The 20665-nt window shown below is 72.1% G+C and carries 16 protein-coding genes and 3 pseudogenes; 13 read left to right on the top strand and 6 right to left on the bottom strand.

What is annotated here, in order from left to right; genetic code table 11:
* Positions 1-10: 10 nt before the first annotated feature.
* Complete coding sequence (locus AB0L21_RS30575; protein ID WP_365705294.1) at positions 11-802, bottom strand: hypothetical protein; 792 nt, start codon at positions 800-802, stop codon at positions 11-13.
* A gap of 544 nt (positions 803-1346) precedes the next feature.
* Here AB0L21_RS30575 and AB0L21_RS30580 point away from each other — a divergent pair.
* Both AB0L21_RS30580 and AB0L21_RS30585 read left to right on the top strand, forming a co-directional pair.
* A complete protein-coding gene (locus AB0L21_RS30580; protein WP_365705292.1) occupies positions 1347-2027 on the top strand; it encodes a transglycosylase family protein in 681 nt (226 codons plus the stop codon).
* Positions 2028-2104: 77 nt separating this feature from the next.
* Positions 2105-2231 (top strand): annotated as a pseudogene (locus AB0L21_RS30585) (HTH domain-containing protein); the annotation flags it as partial.
* A gap of 89 nt (positions 2232-2320) precedes the next feature.
* Here AB0L21_RS30585 and ctaD read toward each other — a convergent pair.
* Complete coding sequence (ctaD, locus tag AB0L21_RS30590) at positions 2321-4012, bottom strand: cytochrome c oxidase subunit I (protein ID WP_365787693.1); 1692 nt, start codon at positions 4010-4012, stop codon at positions 2321-2323.
* Between the two features lie 461 nt (positions 4013-4473).
* Here ctaD and AB0L21_RS30595 point away from each other — a divergent pair, with 461 nt between their 5' ends.
* On the top strand, positions 4474-4689 hold the full coding sequence (locus tag AB0L21_RS30595; RefSeq protein WP_356346784.1) for an I78 family peptidase inhibitor: 216 nt from the start codon (positions 4474-4476) through the stop codon (positions 4687-4689).
* A 115-nt stretch (positions 4690-4804) separates the two neighbouring features.
* Here AB0L21_RS30595 and AB0L21_RS30600 read toward each other — a convergent pair whose 3' ends face one another.
* Together AB0L21_RS30600 and AB0L21_RS30605 are read right to left on the bottom strand one after the other, a co-directional pair.
* Positions 4805-5830 (bottom strand): phosphatase PAP2 family protein, encoded by a 1026-nt coding sequence (locus tag AB0L21_RS30600; RefSeq protein ID WP_365705287.1) that lies wholly within the window; start codon positions 5828-5830, stop codon positions 4805-4807.
* A 237-nt stretch (positions 5831-6067) separates the two neighbouring features.
* The gene (locus AB0L21_RS30605; protein ID WP_365787695.1) at positions 6068-7321 is read right to left on the bottom strand and encodes a glycosyltransferase family 39 protein; all 1254 of its coding nucleotides are present in this window, start codon (positions 7319-7321) and stop codon (positions 6068-6070) included.
* Positions 7322-7581: 260 nt separating this feature from the next.
* Between AB0L21_RS30605 and AB0L21_RS30610 the strand changes: the two genes are divergently transcribed.
* Positions 7582-9222: an MFS transporter gene (locus tag AB0L21_RS30610; RefSeq protein WP_365705283.1), complete on the top strand. Its 1641-nt coding sequence runs from the start codon at positions 7582-7584 to the stop codon at positions 9220-9222.
* A 100-nt stretch (positions 9223-9322) separates the two neighbouring features.
* Positions 9323-10516 (top strand): acyl-CoA dehydrogenase family protein, encoded by a 1194-nt coding sequence (locus tag AB0L21_RS30615; protein ID WP_365787697.1) that lies wholly within the window; start codon positions 9323-9325, stop codon positions 10514-10516.
* A gap of 40 nt (positions 10517-10556) precedes the next feature.
* Here the strand turns inward: AB0L21_RS30615 and AB0L21_RS30620 are convergent, their stop codons facing one another.
* Positions 10557-10994 (bottom strand): cell division protein SepF, encoded by a 438-nt coding sequence (locus AB0L21_RS30620; RefSeq protein ID WP_059248508.1) that lies wholly within the window; start codon positions 10992-10994, stop codon positions 10557-10559.
* Between the two features lie 266 nt (positions 10995-11260).
* Here AB0L21_RS30620 and AB0L21_RS30625 point away from each other — a divergent pair, with 266 nt between their 5' ends.
* Entirely contained in the window at positions 11261-12472 is a 1212-nt protein-coding gene (locus tag AB0L21_RS30625; RefSeq protein ID WP_365787699.1) for a DUF5685 family protein, read from the top strand.
* 122 nt (positions 12473-12594) lie between these two features.
* Here the strand turns inward: AB0L21_RS30625 and AB0L21_RS30630 are convergent, their stop codons facing one another.
* Entirely contained in the window at positions 12595-13515 is a 921-nt protein-coding gene (locus tag AB0L21_RS30630; RefSeq protein WP_365787701.1) for an ABC transporter substrate-binding protein, read from the bottom strand.
* A gap of 464 nt (positions 13516-13979) precedes the next feature.
* Here AB0L21_RS30630 and AB0L21_RS30635 point away from each other — a divergent pair, with 464 nt between their 5' ends.
* From AB0L21_RS30635 to AB0L21_RS30665, 7 genes and pseudogenes are all read left to right on the top strand, one after another.
* A complete protein-coding gene (locus AB0L21_RS30635) occupies positions 13980-14837 on the top strand; it encodes an amino acid ABC transporter permease (RefSeq protein ID WP_365705275.1) in 858 nt (285 codons plus the stop codon).
* Entirely contained in the window at positions 14834-16594 is a 1761-nt protein-coding gene (locus tag AB0L21_RS30640) for an FAD/NAD(P)-binding protein (protein ID WP_365787703.1), read from the top strand. Before AB0L21_RS30635 ends, AB0L21_RS30640 begins: the two co-directional genes overlap by 4 nt.
* Positions 16591-16869: pseudogene (locus AB0L21_RS30645) on the top strand (ectoine/hydroxyectoine ABC transporter ATP-binding protein EhuA); the annotation flags it as partial. The gene AB0L21_RS30640 and the pseudogene AB0L21_RS30645, both read left to right, overlap by 4 nt.
* Before the next feature lie 129 nt (positions 16870-16998).
* The gene (locus AB0L21_RS30650) at positions 16999-18081 is read left to right on the top strand and encodes an LLM class flavin-dependent oxidoreductase (RefSeq protein WP_365705271.1); all 1083 of its coding nucleotides are present in this window, start codon (positions 16999-17001) and stop codon (positions 18079-18081) included.
* A gap of 20 nt (positions 18082-18101) precedes the next feature.
* A pseudogene (locus AB0L21_RS30655) lies at positions 18102-18706 on the top strand (LLM class flavin-dependent oxidoreductase).
* Positions 18707-18730: 24 nt separating this feature from the next.
* Positions 18731-19528: a DUF1684 domain-containing protein gene (locus AB0L21_RS30660; protein WP_365787705.1), complete on the top strand. Its 798-nt coding sequence runs from the start codon at positions 18731-18733 to the stop codon at positions 19526-19528.
* Positions 19529-19719: 191 nt separating this feature from the next.
* Complete coding sequence (locus AB0L21_RS30665; protein ID WP_365787706.1) at positions 19720-20622, top strand: S1 family peptidase; 903 nt, start codon at positions 19720-19722, stop codon at positions 20620-20622.
* Positions 20623-20665 lie beyond the last annotated feature (43 nt).

Below are 20665 nucleotides of genomic sequence, written 5' to 3' on the forward strand. Positions count from 1 at the left end.
GCCCCGGGGCTCAGGTGCCCGCGAGGGGGAGCGCCGCGGCGACCAGCTTGCCGGCCGCGGCGGCCTTGTCCAGCGCGTCCCGCAGCAGGTCCTCCCGGGGCTGACGCCCGATGGACCCGACCGGCGCGGCGAACATCAGCACCTGCTGGTGCTTGTTCGCGGCGGCCCGCCAGCTGTCGGTGACCTGGAGCGGCTGGTGCGCCTGCCACCAGGCCACCGGCTGCCCGCCGGCCGCCGACGGCTGCAGCACCGCGTGCAGCCGGCCCACGGCCAGCAGGACGGACCAGCCGTGCAGTACCGGAGGGACGGACGCCAGCTGGGTCACCGGCATGAAGCCCTGCTCGATGAGCAGCGGCAGGAAGTCGTCGCCCGTCCCGGTGGTGCCCGGACGGACGATCGGCGAGGTCGGCTCGATGACGAGCGCGGGGTGCAGCTCCCCGTCGACCAGGACGAGCCCGCTGGTCACGCCGAGCACCGCCTGCTCGGGCACGGACTGGCGCGGCTCACCGCCGGCCGGGTCGCCACCGACGGCGCCGATGGAGCGGACGGCGCCCTGGAGCTGCTCCTCCGTCACCTGCACGACCTGCGAGGGCAGACAGCTGGCGTGGGCGAAGGCGAGGACGGCGGTCTCGTCGCCGACGAACAGAACGGTGCTGGTGCGCTCCTGCTCGGAGTCGCCCGGGGTGCGGCACGACGTGCAGTCGTAACTGCCCGGGGCGTTCTCTCCGGCGAGCAGCCGGTCGGCTTCTTCGTCGCCGATCTCGGCGCGTACGGCGTCGCTGACGTCGAGCATGCGCGGCACGGGTGGCTCCCTCGGGATGCGGTGCTGGGTCGGCCGGGTGGCTCCCGGCCGATGAGCCCCGGGGTTCCGGGCTCATGAAGAAGACAACGGGCGTCCTGTGGTGGTGGTCACGCCCCGGGGGCGACCGGTTCGCACCTTCCACCGCGCAGGGTCACCCAGGGCGCGGAATCGGGCACTCACTGTCAACTCCGTTCGCCGTCAAGGAACTTGAACGAGTGAAGTGGGTCACAGATCGCGTCGGCCGGTGGTCGACAAATCGGGAAATCAGCGTATGTAGTGGGTGGCTGAAAATCGCCGATACCCGCAGTAACGCGCAACTGGCCTGGAACGACGGTGATTTGGTTGATTCCCGCTGCCCGCCCTCCTTACATTCCTCCGCCGTGTGCAACGAGCACCGCTCGGGGTACGTCCGCCGGCCGGCACCAGGCAGCGCTGAATCGCCGACACCGGTCACGGCGGGCGGGGCGGGCGCGAGGAACCGCGGTCCTACGCGGTGAGCCGCGCTCCGCCTTGGGGGAGCCCGGGTTCGTGGAGAGGGAACTACATGTCCGAGTGTGCCGATACCACCCGCGACACCGCCCGTCCCGACGGCGCCCGCAAGGGCCGTACGACGGCCGCGCTCGCCGGAGCCGCCCTGCTGGCCCCGCTGGGACTGCTGGCCGCGACCGGCAACGCCGCCGCGGCGGACAACGGGGTGTGGGACCGCATCGCCCAGTGCGAGAGCGGCGGCAACTGGCACATCAACACCGGCAACGGCTACTACGGCGGGCTCCAGTTCTCCGCCGGCACCTGGCGCGCGTACGGCGGCACCGCCTACGCCCCGACGGCCGACCAGGCCTCCAGGAGCGCGCAGATCGCCGTCGCCACCAGGGTCCAGCAGGCCCAGGGCTGGGGCGCCTGGCCGGTCTGCTCGGCCCGGGCCGGAGCCTCTGGCGCCGCCCCGGCGGCGGCCCGCACCGGCTCCTCCGGTACGGCGACCCACCACAGCGGCGCGACGACGAGGTCCGCCCCCACCCGGTCCACCCCGGCGAAGGCGCCGGAACGCCCCGCGGCCACCACCCAGCGCGGTGCCTCGCACGGCGACTACACCGTCCGCCAGGGAGACACCCTGAGCACCATCGCGGCCCGGCACGGCACCACCTGGCAGCGGATCTACGCCGCCAACAAGGCCGTCATCGGCGACGACCCGAACCTGATCGTGCCCGGCCAGCGCCTCGCGCTCTGAGCCCGGCACGCCAAGCGGGCAGCCGCTGTCCCGTACGAGGACAGCGGCTGCCCGCATCCCCTGGCGGACTGGAGCCCATGGGGGAGACCTCGGCACGCCTGCCGCGCCCGCTCCCGCTCCTCCAGGCCCACCGCGGGTGGTCCGGCCGGGAGCCGGCCGAACGGCTCGGCGTCACCGCGCACCGTCCGCCGGGACGTGGACCGGCGCGGCGGGCCTCGACGTGATGGTCGTTCACCTGTCGATGCCCTGCCTGCCGTTCGAGGTGATCGGGCCGGCCGGGCCGACCGACGCCGTCAGGAGGCTTCGGGACCGGCTTGATGGCGCTTCGGCTCGGGCTGCGGAGCCTGGGCCGCGTACTGCGGGTGGTGCAGGTCGAACGCCGGGGACTCCGAACGGACCCGGGGCAGGGTGACGAAGTTGTGCCGGGGCGGCGGGCAGGACGTCGCCCACTCCAGGGAACGGCCGTAACCCCAGGGGTCGTCGGTCTCCACCTTCTTCCCGTACATGGCGGTCTTCCAGACGTTGTAGAGGAACGGCAGCGTCGACAGGCCCAGCAGGAAGGAGCCGATGGTCGAGACCGTGTTGAGCGTGGTGAAGCCGTCGGCCGCCAGATAGTCGGCGTACCGGCGGGGCATCCCCTCGGCGCCCAGCCAGTGCTGCACCAGGAACGTGGTGTGGAAGCCCACGAACAAGGTCCAGAACTGGATCTTCCCGAGCCGTTCGTCCAGCATCTTGCCGGTGAACTTCGGCCACCAGAAGTAGAAGCCGCCGAACACCGCGAAGACGACCGTGCCGAAGACCACGTAGTGGAAGTGGGCGACGACGAAGTACGAGTCCGTGACGTGGAAGTCCATCGGCGGGGACGCCAGGATCACCCCGGTCAGCCCGCCGAGCAGGAACGTCGCCAGGAACCCCATCGCCCACAGCATCGGTGTCTCGAAGGACAGCGAGCCCTTGATCATCGTGCCGGTCCAGTTGAAGAACTTCACCCCCGTCGGCACCGCGATCAGGAACGACATGAAGGAGAAGAACGGCAGCAGCACCGCGCCCGTGGCGAACATGTGGTGCGCCCACACCACCATGGACAGCCCGGTGATCGCCATCGTCGCGCCGACCAGCGTCAGATAGCCGAAGATCGGCTTGCGGCTGAACACCGGGATGATCTCGGTGATGATCCCGAAGAACGGCAGCGCGATGATGTACACCTCGGGGTGCCCGAAGAACCAGAACAGGTGCTGCCACAGCAGCGCCCCGCCGTTCGGCGCCTGGAACACCTGTGAGCCGAACCGCCGGTCCGACTCCAGGGCGAACAGCGCCGCCGCCAGCACCGGGAACGCCATCAGGATCATGATCGACGTGAACAGCGTGTTCCAGGTGAAGATCGGCAGCCGGAACATCGTCATGCCCGGCGCGCGCATCCCGATGATGGTGGCGAGGAAGTTGACCGCGCCGAGGATCGTCCCGAAGCCGGCCAGCGCCAGGCCCATGATCCACAGGTCCGGGCCGACGCCGGGGGAGTGCCGGGCGTCGTTGAGCGGCGCGTAGGCGAACCAGCCGAAGGCGGCCGGCCCGGTGGGCACCAGCAGCGAGCTCAGCACGATCAGCCCGCCGAACGCGAAGAGCCAGTACGACAGCATGTTCAGCCGGGGGAAGGCCACGTCCGGGGAGCCGATCTGCAACGGCATCAGCTCGTTGGCGAAGCCGGCGAAGCTCGGGGTCGCGAACAGCAGCAGCATGATCGTGCCGTGCAGCGTGAACAGCTGGTTGAACTGGTTGTTGCCCATGAGCTGCAGCCCCGGCCGGGCGAGTTCCGCGCGCATCAGCAGCGCCATGACCCCGCCCGCCAGGAAGAACCCGAAGCCCGTGATCAGGTACAGGTGGCCGATCTTCTTGTGATCGGTGGTGGTGAGCCAGTCCACCACCAGCCGGCCGGCCCTGGCGCGCCGCACCGGTCGCGCCGGCGCCCCTACGGTCTCGGTCCCCATCGCTCGCTCGCCCCTTCGCATCGTCGCGCCCGGGCCCGCGGCAGCCCGCGGAACGCGCACCCGCGAGCTGCCGTCCTGATGCTCGGCCGGGCGTGCGCTCCGACAGGGGGCGTCCGGCGGTTGTGTGCTGAATCCGTGAATTTCCTATGTGGCGTCAGCTGTCGTGGCGCCACTGCGGATTGCGCGGGGAATCGCGCCCCGGGCCCGCCCCGATCCCCACTGCGGCACTTTCCGCCGGGTAATTCGGAGTCGCTCTCCGACACGCGTGAATTCTGTTCGATTACCCCGGTAAGCCGAACGGAAACCCCCGTTCGTGTGACACCCGCCGCGGCAGCGGATGATGTGACCGCGACCGAAACGGGATCGGAGTGGCTGTGACAGAAGTGTGACGGGAGCCGGATACGGCTCTTACCCGTCTGTGCCCGCTTCCGTCACCGCCGGTCGCGGCCTAGCGTGGCCGCATGGCACCGATTCCCACTCCGCCAGCGGAGCCCCAGGACAGCCCGGACGGGTACGTCGGCCTCGACGCGGCGCACGCCGAACGGCTCGCGCGGCAGCGCGGCTGGTCGACCGTGCGGTCGCTGCCGCCGGGCGCGATCATCACCATGGAGTACCGGGCGGGACGGCTCAACTTCGAGGTGCGGGACGGCCGGGTGGCCCGCGCCTGGAAGGGCTGACCGCCGGTTCCCGAGGTGGCTACGCGCACAGGCCCCGCTCCTGTTTCCGGGAGCGGGGCCTTCGTCGTGGTGCGGGGCGGTGGTGCGTACCGGATCCCCGTGGTCGTGTGAGCGGTCAGCCGCCGGTCAGCGGGCGGGCCGGCTGGGACGTGCCGCGCGGGAGGCGGTCGGCGTGCGGCGGTCGGCGGCTGCCCGCCGGGGTGACCGGGGTGCGCTCCGAACGGGCCGTGTGCGGTCCGGGCGCGAGGTGCGCCAGGCCCCGGGAGGTCCGGGTGGAGGCCACCGGCTCGCGGGCCGGCGACGGCTGCTCGGCCGGCAGGTTGCGCGGCTTGAGCAGCACCGGTGTGACCGGCACGGCCGGTTCGGGCGCCGGCAGGCCGCGGCGGGCGCGCCAGCCGTCGCGCAGGTCGAAGAGCCCCAGTTCGGCCTTGGCGATCAGCGGCTCGAACCACGGCAGGGCGAGCAGGATCAGCAGACCGGCGGCCCAGCCCAGCAGCACGTCGCTCAGCCAGTGCGTACCGAGGTAGACGGTGGTGAGGCCGACGCCGAGCGAGGTGACCGCGGAGAGGGCGGACAGCCAGCGGCGCGCTGTCGGGGTGGAGGCCAGATACGCCAGGATTCCCCAGGTCACCACCGCGTTGGCGGTGTGGCCGCTGGGGAATATATCGCCGCCCATGCCCATCTCGTTCGAGCCGATCACGGTCGCGTAGTGCGGACCGAGCCGCCCCATGCCGAGCTTGGCGGCGCCGACCGTGATGTTCAGCAGGAGCAGCGAGGCGGCCAGGGTGAGCAGCGGGCGGAGGGTGTGCTGCCGCCAGGAGCGCCAGCCGAGCCAGGCCGCGACCATCACGGCGGTGGGGCCGCGCTGGCCCAGCACCACGTAGTAGTCGAGGAACGCGTGGATCTCGGGCCACTGCTGGTACGGCCGGAAGAACATGACCTGCCAGTCCAGCCGGACCAGCCAGGAGGTCGTCACCACGGCCCACACGATCGCCAGGTAGAAAGCCAGGGTCGCGGAGAACAGAACGACCCGGTGCCGGCTCATCCTCGGCACATCGATGTGGGCCCGTCGTTCCGGCTCACGGTCCAGTCTGGCGAACACCCGGTCCAGACGCCGGGTGAGGTTTCGTTCGGTACGCACCCAATCGACGTTACAGCGAGTGAGCGGTGTTCCCGGTCGAAACAGCGTCTTTGTGATGACGATGTGATGTGGGAAACCTCTCAAGGGCGGCCCGAATTCCTGCGATTCCGCAATCCTGTGAGTCCGATCGGGCCAATTCCTTTGATCATGCCGGGTGTTGTTTATATGGCGCTTATGAATGTGTTAACCCGGTCCTGGCGCGGAATTGTCCGGGGCGTCATCGGGCGTCCCGGTCGATCACGGCGGGCCGGAACCGTTCAGCCAGAAGGCCCCGTAGACCGCCGCCGAGAGCGCCAACCCCGCCGTGAGCAGGGCCGATCGGTGCGTGCGCGGCCGGGCCAGGGCGCGGGCGAGCGGCAGCAGCAGCGGGAAGGCGGGCATGAGCAGCCGCGGCTTGGAGCCGAAGTAGCTCGACGCGCACAGGGCGAGGGCGAGCACGACGCCCGTGTACACCAGCAGTTCGACCGGCTGGCGCGCGCGGACACCGGTGACGTACAGCCAGATCAGCAGGGCCACCCCGGCGATCAGGCCGAGGCCGGCGAGAGCGGACGGAAATGACGTGAACTTGTCGGCCACGAAGCGGGCGAAGGCGTAGCCGCCGTCGAACCCGTTGCGCCATCCGGCTTGCACGTCCAGATAGCCGAGCGGGCCCCTGCCGGTGCGGTGGCCGACCCAGAGGACGTAGCCGGCGGCCCCGAGCGGAGCGAGCAGCATGCCGAGCGCGCGCCGCCAGACAGGGGCGCACGGGGGGACAGATGCGCCGAGGGCGGGCGCGGGCGCGTGTTCGTCGTGGTCCGCGCCCGGCGCGTGCTTCACGCCACGCTCTCGCCCGAACGAGACCACGGTGTCGCGGTCGCGCGCGAACGAGACCACGCCCGCGACCCACACCGCGGCGACCACCGCCGCCCCCACCGGCCGGGTCAGCCCGGCCAGCGCCGCCAGCGTGCCCGCGCTCACCCACCGCCCGGTCAGCACCGCGTACAGCGACCAGGCCGCCAGCGCCGTGAAGAGCGACTCGCTGTACGCCATCGACTGCACGATCCCGACCGGCAGCACCGCCCACAGCAGCACCGCGCACACCCCTACCCGGGGGCCGTACACCCGGTCCGCGACCGCGAAGATCCCGGCCGCGGCGGCGAGCGAGGCCACCAGGCTCACCACGAACCCGGCGCCCGCGTACGACAGCGGGGTGACCGCGTGCAGCAGTCGCTCCAGCCACGGCAGCAACGGGAAGAACGCGAGGTTGGAGTGGACGTCCCCGTTCGGCAGCCGTACCTCGTAGCCGTACCCCAGTTCGGCGACCCGCGTGTACCACAGGGAGTCCCACCGCGCGGTCAGCAAGGTGAACGCGCTCCTGCCGCGCGCGGCGCTCCACACCGCCAGCACCACCAGCCCCAGGGCGCGGACCGCCGCATAGCCCACGAGGGCCGGGGCCGCCCGGCGCAGAAGAGGGGCGTGGGGCGGGGCCCCGCGCGTTTCAAGATCGGTCACGGGCTCGATTATCGACCGCGTGCCCCACCGGACCGGCCGCCGGGTCATGGTCAAGAGGGGCCGACGTGGCGTACGCCACATGGGTTCCCTCCGGCGGGTGAGAGGTCCGCCACGTGACCGCGCGGCGGACTCGCGTACGCTGACGAGTCACCCGCGTGGGTTCGCGCGGGCCGGAGACACCGCTCCTCTCCGGCCGTACGACAGGGAGTCCCCACCCCGTCGGTCCGCCCCACACGAGGGATCATCTGGGAGGTACGTACATGTCCGGGACGACCACGGCTGCCGTAGGGCCGCGCCGTCGGGCGCCCGGGGCAGGTGCCAACCGCTGGGTCGTCCTCGTCGTGCTCTGCGTCAGTCTGCTGCTCGTCGCGCTCGACGCGACCGTGCTGCACGTGGCGGTCCCCGCCGTCACCGAGGACCTCAAGCCCGGCGCCATCGAACTGCTCTGGATCGTCGACGTCTATCCGCTGGTCTGCGCCTCGCTGCTGATCCTCTTCGGCACCCTCGGCGACCGGGTCGGCCGCAGACGCGTCCTGCTGCTCGGCTACGCCCTCTTCGGGGTCGCCTCCGCCGTGGCCGCGTTCGCACCGACCGCCGAGATGCTCATCGCCGCCCGCGCGCTGCTCGGCGTCGGCGGCGCCATGATCATGCCGGCCACCCTGTCGATCCTGCGCCAGGTCTTCCCCGACCGGCGCGAGCGCGCCCTCGCCATCGGCATCTGGAGCGCGGTCGCGGCGGTCGGCGCGGCGGTCGGACCGCTGCTCGGCGGCTTCCTGCTGGAGCACTTCTGGTGGGGCGCGGTCTTCCTGGTCAACATCCCGCTGATGCTGGTGAGTCTTCCGGTGGGCCGGCTGCTGCTGCCCGAGTCCCGGGGAGACGGCAAGGGCCCCTGGGACGTGACCGGCGCACTGATGGCGGCGGCCGGGCTCTTCGGCGTCGTCTTCGGCGTCAAGCGGCTCGGCGGCGGGGAGGCGGTGGTGAGCCCCTTGACCGTGCTGCCGCTGCTCACCGGCGCCGCTCTCCTCTTCTTCTTCGTACGGCGCCAGCGGCGGCTCCCGCATCCGCTGGTGGACCTGCGCATGTTCGGCCGGCCCGCGTTCAGCACCTCGGTGGGCTGCATCGTGCTGGCCATGCTCGCGCTGGTCGGCCTGGAGCTGATCGCCGCCCAGTATCTGCAACTGGTGCTCGGCCTGTCCCCGCTGCAGACCGGCCTGAGGCTGCTGCCCCTCACCCTCGCCGCGATGGCGGCCGGCCTCGCGGGCGCGCGCATGCTGCGCCGCTTCGGACCGCGCCGCATGGTGTGCTTCGGTTTCTGCCTGACGGCGGCGGCGGTGCTGACGCTGACGGGCATGGGCGGCACCGACGATCCGACGCTGCTGCTGGCCGGCTTCGTGCTGCTGGGCTTCGGCCTGGAGACCACGCTCTTCGGGGCCTACGAGTCGATGCTCAGCGAGGCCCCGGCCGACCAGGCCGGCGGCGCGGCGGCGATCGGCGAGACGTCGTACCAGCTCGGGGCCGGTATCGGCATCGCGCTGCTGGGCAGCGTGATGAACGCGGCCTACGCGCCGGGGCTGCGGTCGGTACCGGGCGTGCCGCGGCCCGCCTCGGACGCGGCGGGCCACTCGCTCGGCGAGGCCTATGAGATCGCCGGACGGCTCGGCGGCACGGCCGGGGCCGCGCTGCGCCGCGCGGCGCGGGACTCCTTCGTGCACGGGCTGCATGTGACGCTGCTGGTGAGCGCGGGTCTGTTGCTGCTGGGCGCGGTGATGGCGCTGCGGCTGCCGTGGCTCATGCAGTGCGGCGAGGAGCCGGCGGGTGGCGAACCGGCGGCAGGCGAGCCCGCGCTGCCGTCGCCACGCGAGGCGAAGACGGCGGCCGGGAAGCCGCGGGTCACCGCCTGACCCTCTCTGGACGTGCGGGACACTGCACCGTAACGTCGGCCGGAGAGCCGTAACTAGCGTTGCTAGTTTTGTCGACGTCCCGTGTTCCGGAGGGTGTTCCATGTCCGCGTCCGCGAAGCTGCCCCCGTTCGATGCCGCCGACCCGCTCGGGATCGACGACCTGCTGGAGCCGGAGGACCTGGCCGTCCGGGACACCGTCCGCACGTGGGCGGCCGACCGTGTGCTGCCCTACGTCGCCGACTGGTACGAGAAGGGCGAACTGCCCGGCATCCGGGACCTCGCCCGCGAACTCGGCTCGGTCGGCGCCCTCGGCATGTCCCTCACCGGCTACGGCTGCGCGGGCGCGAGTGCCGTCCAGTACGGCCTGGCCTGCCTCGAGCTGGAGGCGGCCGACTCGGGCATCCGGTCGCTGGTCTCCGTGCAGGGCTCCCTCGCGATGTACGCCATCCACCGGTTCGGCAGCGAGGAGCAGAAGCAGGAGTGGCTGCCCCGCATGGCGGCCGGCGAGGTGATCGGCTGCTTCGGGCTGACCGAGCCCGACCACGGTTCCGACCCCGCCTCGATGCGCACCCACGCCAAGCGGGACGGCGGGGGAGACTGGGTGCTCAACGGCCGCAAGATGTGGATCACCAACGGCTCCGTCGCCGGGGTCGCCGTCGTCTGGGCGCAGACCGAGGAGGGCATCCGCGGCTTCGTCGTCCCCACCGGCACCCCCGGCTTCTCGGCACCGGAGATCAAGCACAAGTGGTCCCTGCGCGCCTCCGTCACCAGCGAACTCGTCCTGGACGACGTACGGCTGCCCGCCACGGCCGTGCTGCCGGAGGTCACCGGACTGCGCGGACCGCTCAGCTGTCTGTCGCACGCCCGCTACGGCATCGTCTGGGGCGCGATGGGCGCCGCGCGCAGCAGCTTCGAGGCGGCCCTCGACTACGCCACGTCACGTGAGCAGTTCGGGCGGCCCATCGGCGGCTTCCAGCTCACCCAGGCCAAGCTCGCCGACATGGCGGTGGAACTGCACAAGGGGATTCTGCTCGCCCACCATCTGGGGCGGCGGATGGACGCCGGCCGCCTGCGTCCCGAGCAGGTCAGCTTCGGCAAGCTCAACAACGTCCGCGAGGCCATCGAGATCTGCCGTACGGCGCGGACGATCCTCGGTGCCAACGGGATCTCCCTGGAGTACCCGGTGATGCGGCACGCGACCAACCTGGAGTCGGTGCTCACCTACGAGGGCACCGTCGAGATGCACCAGCTCGTGCTGGGCAAGGCGCTCACCGGGCTCGACGCCTTCCGGTGAGCCCCCGGTGGGGAGGCGGGGCCGGTGCGGCGGCCCTGCCTCAGCTCTGGTTGAAGAAGCCGTCCGAGCGGTGGGCGGACGCCTCGCCGCTGATGATCTCGGTGTCGGCCGGGGTGAGCAGGAACACCCGGTTCGAGACGCGGTCGATCGAGCCGCGCAGACCGAAGATGAGCCCCGCCGCGAAGTCCACGACGCGCTTGGCGTCGCCGGGCTCCATGTTGGTGAGGTTCATGATGACCGGGACGCCGTCCCGGAACAGCTCGCCGATGGCGCGGGCGTCCCGGAAGCTGTCGGGGGTCACCGTGCCGATGCGGCGGCCCTTCTCCTCGGCCGTGTCCGTGGCCACCTTCACCCGGGGGTCGGTGACCCAGGCGTCCCCGGACTCGGTGCCCTCGGAGTAGTCGTCGTCGTAGTAGCGCTCGTCATCGTTGTCGTCGACGAGGCCGAGCCACGCACTCGCCTTGCGTACCGATCCCATGGACGCCTCCTCTCACAGCGGTCTTTCTTGCTTTCCGCATCCCTATGGTCATCCATGATGCGGACGGCGCGCCAAGTGGATAGACGCCGCGCGGGGGGTTTGTGACGGTACTGGTGCACAGCGGATCCGTCGAGAGTCCTTGTGCCCCAAGGCCCGAGACTCATACGGCTGCTGACTGAGAGTGAAATATGATTGTCTGCGACGGACGGGTGATGCACGGTGCGTACGGGTGAACGCCAACGTCGTATCACAGTACGGGGGATGTTGTGTTCGGAATCGTCAGGCCTTGCGCCCACCGGCTCGGTGAGCGGTTCAAGGCCGACTGGATGGCGCACTTGTGCGGGCTGTGCCTGACCCTGCGCCGCGAGCACGGTCAGTTCGCGCGGATCGTGACAAATTACGACGGGCTTCTCCTGTCGGTTCTGACGGACGCTCAGACCGGCGCGCTGAGCGGCACCCGCCGCACGGCCGGGCCGTGCGCGCTGCGGGGCATGCGGACCGCGTCCGTCACTCAGGGTGAGGGTGCGCGGCTCGCCGCCGCCGTCTCCCTCGTGCTCGCCTCCGCGAAGGTGCGCGACCATGTCGCCGACCGGGACGGACTGCTGGCCCGCGCGCCGGTCGCCGCCGCCGCGCGCCGGATCGCCGCGAACTGGGGCCGGGCCGGGGAGCGCGGCGGGGCGGCGGTCGGGTTCGACACCGGCGTCCTGGTCGACGCCGTCGACCGGCAGCCCGGCGTCGAGGCCCTGGCCGGACCCGGCACTCCGGTCCTGACGGTCACCGAGCCGACCGAGACCGCGACCGCCGCGGCCTTCGCGCACACCGCGCTGCTCGCCGGGCGGCCGGACAACGCCGGGCCCCTGGCCGAGGCCGGGCGCCTCTTCGGGCGGCTCGCGCACCTGCTGGACGCCGTGGAGGACCGGCGAGCTGACGCCGTGTCGGGCGCCTGGAACCCGCTCACCGCCACCGGCACGCCCCTCACCGAGGCACGCCGGCTCGCCGACGACGCCCTGCACGGCATCCGGCTCGCCCTCCGGGAGGCGGAGTTTTGCGACGGCCGGCTCGTCCACCTCCTCCTCGTCCACGAACTGCGCCGCTCGGTGGACCGCGCCTTCGGCACAACACCGGTGTGCGCGGCACACCAGCCGGGCGCGCCGCAGGGGTCTCACGGCGGCGGCGATCCGTACGGTGCCGGCACGCATGCTCCTCACGCGGACGGAAATCCATACGCCGGCGGCGGTTGCTCCGGTGGTGGCGTTGGCTTCCGCGGTGGTGGCTTCGCTCCCGAGCCCGCCAAGGGCAGGCGGGGTTTCTGGGCGGGCTGCGGGGCGTTTCTCGCGGTGTTCTGCACCTGCAAGATGTGCTGCGCCGAGGAGTACGAAGGACCCTGGTCCCGGAAGAAGCGCAGCGGCTGCTGCCAGTGGTGCGACTGCTCTTGCGCCGACTGCTGCGACTGCTGCTGCCCGTGCGACGGCTGCTGAGGCCCGGGCGCGACCGGCCCGAGCTATTTCCGGCACCGCTGTAGTAACGGGTGGCCTCCGGGGCGGCGCCAGCACGGACCAGTACCTGTGATCCCCGGCATGAGCGCCCGGGAGCGGACACGTCAGTCCTTCAGCTCCGGCGGGTTGACCCGGGACTCCTCGATCGCGGAACCCGTCGTGCCCCACTTCTTGAGGATCCTGTCGTAGGTGCCGTCGGACAGCAGTCTGTTCACCGCCGCCTGGAACGCCGGCGTCAGGTCCGTGCCCTTCTTGAAGGCGAAACCGACGTCCAGGCGGTGGTACTCGTTGAGGAACTTCAGGCCCTGCTGGTGCGCCACGGCGTACCGCAGGCCGTTGATCGTGGACATCACGATGTCGCTGCGGCCCTGCTGGAGCGAGGACCAGATCGCGCTCGACTCGGCGTACGTCTGCACCCGGTAGGCCTTCTTGCCCGCGTCGGCGCACACGTGCTTGCCGGCCTCCAGCGTGGCCTCGAACGTCGTGCCGGCGCCGGTCGCGACGTTCAGGCCGCACAGCTGCCTCAGGTCGGTGATCTTCGGGAGATCGCTGTCCTCGCGGGTGGCGAAGCCCTGGCCGTCGTTGACGTAGGTGACGAAGTCGATGGTTTTGCGGCGCTCGTCCGTGACGCCGAAGTTGCTCGCGCCGAAGTCGTACTTGCCGCTGTCCAGGGCGGGCAGGATCGCCTCGAAGCTCGCCTGCTCGACCTTCAGCTTGATGCCGAGCACCCGGGCGACCGCCTTGGTGAAGTCGACGTCCTGACCGGTCAGGGTCGTGCCGTCGGCGAGGTAGGTGGTGCCGGGCGGGGTGCCGCCGACGCTGACCGCGACGGTGAGGCTCGTGGTGCCGGCGGGCAGCAGCTTCGCCGCGGCGTCGTCCTTGCGCACGGCGGAGACGACGTCCGTGGTGGGCACCTCGTCCGCCTTGGCCGCAACCCCGGAGGCGTCCGTGCCGCCCGGGCCACCGGACCCGGAGCCGCAGGCGGTGAGGAGCAGCGCGGCCGAGGTGATGGCGACAAAGGGCATGAAATGGCGGTAAACGGACGTACGCATCGGGTAGCGGTCTCCTGAAGCAGAGGGTGTGCGGAAACGCGAGGGGAGGGGTGCGCGTGTGAAGGCGGCGAACAGGCCGGTCATCAGCAAGAGAACGCGAGCAGGCCCGCCCGGAGGGCAGGCGGGAGCAGGGGGTCAGCTCAACAGGACGAGGACCACACGCGACCGAAGTCGATGTGGGAGCGGGTGACCAGCCACTGCTGTGGATGCATGGGCCAAGTGGAACAGGCATCCGGTTCCGCGTCAACCGACTTGAGATGTACTGCTCACAGTCTGGACAGCCTTGACAGCGGACGGAAACGCCCCCGTACTCTCGGTGCACGGCCCTGCTGAGGGGCTCGGCCGTATCCGCGCCGCGCGGCGCGGACCCGTGTGAAGGCACCACCCGTTCTGACGACTCAGCGCGTCCTCGCCGACGCGCGTCACGGAGCCTTCGCATGTCATCCGACACCCTCGCCAAGATCCCCGCCGTCCCGGACACGCCCGAGCCCGCGCACGCCCCGCGGATCGTCCCGCAGCGCCGGTACGGCCAGTGGGCCGCAGCCGTCGTCGTCCTCGTACTGCTCGGATTCGCCGTCAACTCCGTCGTCCGCAACGAGGCGTTCCAATGGGACGTCGTCGGCGACTACTTCACCTCGGACTCCGTCCTGAGCGGGCTGTGGCTCACGCTGTGGCTGACCGCGGTCGTGATGGTCCTCGGCTTCGCCCTCGGCACCCTGCTCGCCGTGTTCCGGCTCTCCGTCAACCCCGTGCTGAGGGCGGTCAGCTGGGGATACGTGTGGCTGTTCCGGTCCATCCCGATCCTGGTGCAGCTGCTGCTGTGGTTCAACATCGGGGCGCTGTACCCGCGGGTGTTCGGCGTGAAGACCGTCGACCTGCTCACCCCGGTCGCCGTCGCGATCATCGGTCTCACCCTGCACGAGGCCGCCTACGCCGCCGAGGTCGTCCGCGGCGGCATCCTCTCCGTCGACCGCGGGCAGATCGAGGCCGCCCAGGCGCTCGGCCTGAGCCGGTGGCGGCGCTGGCGGCGGATCGTGCTGCCGCAGGCGATGCGCGCCATCGTGCCATCCGCCGGCAACATGCTGATCGGCACCCTCAAGGGCACCTCGATCGTCAGCGTCATCGCCGTCAACGACCTGCTGTTCTCCGCCCAGTTGATCTACCACCGCACCTATCAGGTGATCCCGCTGCTGATGGTCGCCACCCTCTGGTACGCCGTCGTCACCTCCCTGCTCGGCATCGCCCAGACGTTCGTCGAGAAGCACTACGCGCGCGGCACGGAGAACGCGCGGTGAGGCAGCAGCTGGTCATCGTCGGAGCCGGGCCGCGGGGGACCGGCCTCCTCGAACGCCTCGCCGCCAACGCGCCCGAGCTGTACGCCGGTCCGGGCCTCGACATCCATCTGGTCGACCCCCATCCACCCGGCGGCGGGCGCATATGGCGGCAGGCGCAGTCGCCGCTGCTGTGGATGAACTCGCAGGCCGAGGACGTCACGATGTTCACCGACGACACGGTCGCCATGGCCGGCCCGGTGCGCGAGGGCCCGACCCTGCACGAGTGGGCCCGGCTGGACGGCCGTACCTTCCCCGACCGCCGGCTCCAGGGCCGCTATCTGCGCTGGGTGTACGAACGGGCCGTCGCCGGCCTGCCCCCGAACGTCACCGTCCACCACCACCCCCACCGCGCGCTCCGGGTCGACGGCCCCCGCGAGGGCCGCCAGCGGGTGTGGCTGGAGGGCCGTTCGCACCCGCTCCCGGCCGACCTGGTGATCCTCGCCATGGGCCATCTGGACAGCGAACTCGACGCCCAGCAATCCGAGTTGGCCGTGTACGCCCGCGAGCACGGCCTGGTGCACCTGCCGCCCGACTTCACCGCCGACAGCGACCTGTCCGCACTGGCGCCCGGCGAACCCGTCCTCGTCCGCGGCTTCGGGCTGGCCTTCGTCGACCTGATGGTGCTGCTCACCGAGGGGCGCGGCGGGCGGTACGAGGGCGAGACGTACCGTCCCTCGGGGCGGGAGCCGGTGCTGTACGTCGGCTCGCGGCGCGGAGTGCCGTACCACTCGAAGATCGGCTACGACTGGACCGGCGACCGGCCCCCGCTGCCCCGCTTCCTCGGCCCCGCCGAGGTGGCGGAACTGCTGGCCCGGCCCGGAGGCTTCGACTTCCGGCGCGATGTGTGGCCCCTGGTCGAGAAGGAGCTGGGCTTCGCCCACTACCACCGGCTGTTCACCGCCCACCCCGGACGTACGGCGATGGCCTGGGCCGACTTCGAGGAGAAGTACGCGGCGGCCGGTGATCCCGCCGAGACCCGGGCGCTCGTCGCCGCCGCCGTACCGGACCCGGCCGACCGGCTCGACCTCACCGCGCTCGACCACCCCCTGGACGGCGTGCGGTACGCCTCGCACGACGCCTTCCAGGACGGGCTCAGGGGCTACATCGAGGAGGACCTGCGGCGCCGCCACGATCCCGCCCGCAGCCCCGACCTGGCGGTGTTCCTCGGGCTGCTCTCCGTCTACGGGCAGCTGGTGCGGCTCGGGGACATCGGGTCCTGGTGGCACGGGTTCTTCAGCTACCTGGCGTCCGGGCCGCCCGGGCCCCGGCTGCGGCAGATGCTCGCGCTGTCCCGGGCCGGACTGCTCCGGTTCGTCGGGGCCGGCATGGCCGTCACCGCCGGGGACGGGGTGTTCCGGGCCACCAGCCCCACCGTGCCGGGCTTCTCCGTCGAGGCCCGGGCGCTGGTGGAGGCCCGGCTGCCCGCGCCCACCGTCCGCCGCGCCCGCGACAGTCTGCTGCGCGAACTGCACGCCGACGGCGCCGCCGAGACTGCCGACGGGCTGCTCCGGGTCGACCCCGGCGACGGCCGCGTCCTCGACCGCGCCGGACGCCCGCACCCCCGGCGCTTCGCGCTCGGCCCGTACACCGACACCCGCGCCCCCGGCGCCTTCACCCGCCCCCGCACCGGCGGGCCCGCGTTCCGGCAGAACGACGCGACCGCCCGGGCGGTGCTGGCCTTCCTCAGCGGCTCACTCGTAAAGGAACTCGCGCGATGAGTGTCATGGCCGGCATCAGGCCGGTGCACAAGAGCTTCGGCTCGCTCGACGTGCTCCGGGGCCGGGGTGAGACCGGTGTGGAGGGTGCTCCGCCGGCGCACCCGGATCGGGTTCGTCTTCCAGAACCGCACCCTCTTTCCGCACCCTACCGTCCCGGACAACGTCGTAGAGGCGCCGCGGCAGCTGTCCGGCGGGCAGCAGCTGGGGGTGCCCCCAGGCCGTTCAGGCGCCGGGGGAGGGTGGCCATCGCGCGGGAGCCGAAGCTGCTGCTGTTCGAGGAGCAGGCGTTCCTGGCGAAGGTGCTCTGAGATGGGCAGGGGGTGCGGTGGGTTCGGCACCGCCGGTCCGTTCCGTCCTGGGCGCACGCCGTTGCGGCGGGGACACGCGATGCGGAGGGGGCGGGCATGAGCAGTCTGCTGCATCTTGCCGCCGCGCTCGACCAGCCCGGTTCCCTGGACGCCGGGGCCTACGTCGAGTCGGCCCGGCTCGCCGAGCGCGGGGGGCTGGACTTCGTGACGCTGGACGACTCCTTCGCGCGGCCGGGGCCCGACGCGCTCGGCGTGCTGTGCCGGGTGGCGCCCGCGACCCGGAGGATCGGGCTCGTGCCGACGGTCACCACCACACACACCGAGCCCTTCCGGACGCAGGCCGCCGTGGCCACCCTGGACTGGGTCAGCCGGGGACGGGCCGGCTGGCGGATCGACGTGTCCACCACCGGGGGCGAGGCCCGGCTGTCCGGCCGCCGGCCCGCCGCACCGGCCGAGACGCTCTGGCAGGAGGCCGGTGAAGTCGCTGACGTGGCGGCCAGGTCGTGGGACAGCTGGGAGGACGGTGCCGAGATCCGGGACGTGGCCACCGGCCGCTTCCTCGACCGGGACCGGCTGCACCGCGTCGACTTCACCGGCACCGCCTTCTCGGTGCGGGGCCCGTCGACCGTGCCCCGGCCGCCGCAGGGCCACCCCGTCCGCGTGGTCGACGCCACCGACGGCCCCGCCCGTACGGTCGCCGCCCGGTACGCGGACGTGGCCCTGGTGCGCGCCGCCGCCCCCGCCCAGGCCGCCGGCGTACGCGACGAACTGCGGGAGCGGGCGCGGGCGTCCGGGCGGAACCCGGACGCGCTGCGGGTCCTGGTGAGCCTGCTGGTGGATCTCGGCGACGGCGAGCGCGCGGCCGAGCCGGGGCACGGGGGCGGCGGTCCGCGGCCCACCGGGCGGGGCCCGCTGTACCGGGGCGGCCCGGTCGACCTCGCGGAGCTGGTGGCCGCCTGGCACGCCGACGGGGTCACCGACGGCTTCCACCTCGTCCCCGTCGAACCGCGCCGCGATCTGGAGCGGCTGGTCAACGGCACGGTGGTGCTGCTCCAGCACCGCGGTCTGTTCCGCACCTTCTACCCGGGCAGCACCCTGCGCGAGCACCTGGGCCTGGCCCGGCCCGCCAACCGGTACACCGTGCCCGGGGGGCCGGCCGTGCCCGGGGGTACGTCATGACCGGACGGCGGCGGCTGCATCTGGCGGTCGCGCATCCGGGGGCCGACGACGCCGACGTCCGACGGCGCCTCGCGGCACACGGCCGTACCCCGGGGGACCTGAAGGTCATGTGCGGGATCACCGTCGTCCTCGGGGACACCGCGGCCGAGGCGCGGGAACGCGCCGCCGGGATCCGACGGCAGCGGATCACCCCGCGGTACGCGCTGTACGCGCTGGAGCGGATGTGGGGGACGGACCTGTCCGGGTACGACCCCGACGGGCCGCTCCCCGAGACCGCCCCCCGCGCCGGGGACGGCCGCACGCTCGCGCTCGCCGAGAAGTGGCGGGCGCTGGCCGGGGAGAAGGGGCTGTCCCTCCGGGAGACCGTGATCGAGGTGAGCGGCCGGCAGTCCTTCGTCGGCACGCCCGGCACGGTCGCCGCCGACCTGCACCGGTACGTCCGCGAGGGGGCCGCCGACGGGTTCGTCCTTATCCCGCAGCTTCCGGCGGCGGACTGGAGGAGTTCGTGGACCGTGTGGTGCCGCTGCTCCAGGAGCGCGGCGCGTTCCGCACGGAATACCGGGGCGGCACACTCCGCTCCCATCTCGGGCTGTCCTCACCGGCACCCGCGGCACAGGAACGCTGATCACCGATGAAAGGAACCGACGGCATGACGACGGACGCGTCCGACGCCTGGAAGCAGTGGCACGAGCAGCGTGTGGAGCGGGTCTCGGCGCCCTACGGGCCGCTCGCGCTGACCGCGACGCACTGGATCGAGGACTATCCGGATGGTCGAATTCCGGACATTCCCGGGAACTGGGTGGCGGACGAGGGCGGGGTGGTGCTCACCGCCGCCGGGACCGACGGCCTGACCGTGGACGGCCGGCCCTTCGCGGGTGAGGTCGGGCTGGCCGCCGACCGCGGTCCTGAGGCGGAGGCGCGGGTCGCGCTCGGCGGAAAACGACTGGTCGTGCTGGTGCGCGAGGGCGTCTGGGGGGTGCGGGTGTACGACCCCGATTCCGCAGCCCGGCAGGCCTTCCGGGGCATCGAGGCCGGGCCCTACGACCCCCGCTGTTCGGTGCCGGGGCGGTTCACGCCGTACGACGGCACGCGGACCATCCGGCTCGGCAACGCGGACGGCCGCGAGCGTGGCTTCGACCTCGCCGGGGAACTCACCTTCACCCTGGCCGGACAGGAGCGGACGCTGAAGGTCGCGCGGCAGGGGGACGGGCTGCTGTGGGCGGTGTTCGCCGACGCCACCAGCGGTGACACGAGCTTCCGGTTCCGCTTCCTCTTCTCGCCGGCCCCGGACGCCGAGGGGCGCACGACCGTCGACTTCAACCGCGCCCAGCTCCCGCCGTGCGCCTTCGCCGACCACTTCGTCTGCCCCTTCCCGCCCCCCGGCAACACGCTGGACGTGGCGGTCGAGGCGGGGGAGCGGCACCTGAGCCGGTCCCGCTCGGCGTAGCAGGCCCCAGCGGAACGTGGGGGCAGGGCCGACGGCCGAAAGGCACCCTTGTGCCGACCGGCCGTTCGGCCGAATACTCCCCCTCAGCGCTTGTCAGGGGCATGCACATTCGAATCCGGTCGAGCCCCTGGCTGCGCCTCACGGGCCCCGACCCCACGCGGGCCCCCGACTTCCCTTGGAGGGAACGACAAGTGAGGATCAAGCGCACCACTCCCCGTGGCGGTACGGCGAGACGGGTCCGGCTGACCGCCGTGGCCACCGGCTTCCTGGCCGCAGCCGCGTTCGCCGCCCCCACCGCGAACGCCAGCGACGTCCACACGTTCAGCGCCACCCAGCTCACCAGGGCGAGCGACTCCGTCCGCCAGGCCGACGTCCCCGGTACCGCCTGGGCGGTGGACAGCAAGGCCAACCGTGTCGTCGTCACCGTCGACAGCACGGTGTCCCAGGCCGAGATCGCCAAGATCAAGAAGCAGGCCGGTGCCACCGCCGACGCCCTGGTCGTCAAGCACACACCGGGCAAGTTCAACAAGCTGATCTCCGGCGGCGACGCCATCTACGCGAGCAGCTGGCGCTGCTCCCTGGGCTTCAACGTCCAGGACTCCAGCGGCAACTACTACTTCCTGACCGCCGGGCACTGCACCGACGGCGCGGGCACCTGGTGGTCGAACTCGTCGCACACGACCACGCTCGGCACCACGGCCGGCTCCAGCTTCCCCGGCAACGACTACGGCATCGTGCGGTACACCAACAGCTCGGTGACCAAGTCCGGTGCCGTGGGCAGCCAGGACATCACCAGCGCGGCCACGCCCTCCGTGGGCACGACCGTCTACCGCCGCGGGTCCACGACCGGTACGCACAGCGGGCGCGTCACCGCGCTCAACGCCACGGTCAACTACGGCGGCGGCGACATCGTCTCCGGCCTGATCCAGACCACCGTCTGCGCCGAGCCCGGCGACTCCGGCGGCCCGCTGTACGGCGGCACCACGGCCTACGGTCTGACCTCGGGCGGCAGCGGTGACTGCACCTCCGGCGGTACGACGTTCTTCCAGCCGGTCACCGAGGCGCTGAGCGCCTACGGGGTGCACGTCTACTGACGGCTCCCCCCCACTGACGGACGACCCCGGGAAGCCCCCGCAC

Source organism: Streptomyces sp. NPDC052721 (assembly GCF_040678315.1).
Classification (GTDB): Bacteria; Actinomycetota; Actinomycetes; order Streptomycetales; family Streptomycetaceae; genus Streptomyces.

Bases quoted from the DNA above. Each gene is read 5' to 3' on its own strand.
- AB0L21_RS30660 (WP_365787705.1), top strand. From the start codon at position 18,731: ATGACGACGGACGCGTCCGACGCCTGGAAGCAGTGGCACGAGCAGCGT.
- AB0L21_RS30615 (WP_365787697.1), top strand. From the start codon at position 9,323: ATGTCCGCGTCCGCGAAGCTGCCCCCGTTCGATGCCGCCGACCCGCTC.
- AB0L21_RS30580 (WP_365705292.1), top strand. From the start codon at position 1,347: ATGTCCGAGTGTGCCGATACCACCCGCGACACCGCCCGTCCCGACGGC.
- AB0L21_RS30650 (WP_365705271.1), top strand. From the start codon at position 16,999: ATGAGCAGTCTGCTGCATCTTGCCGCCGCGCTCGACCAGCCCGGTTCC.
- AB0L21_RS30635 (WP_365705275.1), top strand. From the start codon at position 13,980: ATGTCATCCGACACCCTCGCCAAGATCCCCGCCGTCCCGGACACGCCC.
- AB0L21_RS30595 (WP_356346784.1), top strand. From the start codon at position 4,474: ATGGCACCGATTCCCACTCCGCCAGCGGAGCCCCAGGACAGCCCGGAC.
- AB0L21_RS30620 (WP_059248508.1), bottom strand. From the start codon at position 10,994: ATGGGATCGGTACGCAAGGCGAGTGCGTGGCTCGGCCTCGTCGACGAC.
- AB0L21_RS30610 (WP_365705283.1), top strand. From the start codon at position 7,582: ATGTCCGGGACGACCACGGCTGCCGTAGGGCCGCGCCGTCGGGCGCCC.
- ctaD (WP_365787693.1), bottom strand. From the start codon at position 4,012: ATGGGGACCGAGACCGTAGGGGCGCCGGCGCGACCGGTGCGGCGCGCC.
- AB0L21_RS30630 (WP_365787701.1), bottom strand. From the start codon at position 13,515: ATGCCCTTTGTCGCCATCACCTCGGCCGCGCTGCTCCTCACCGCCTGC.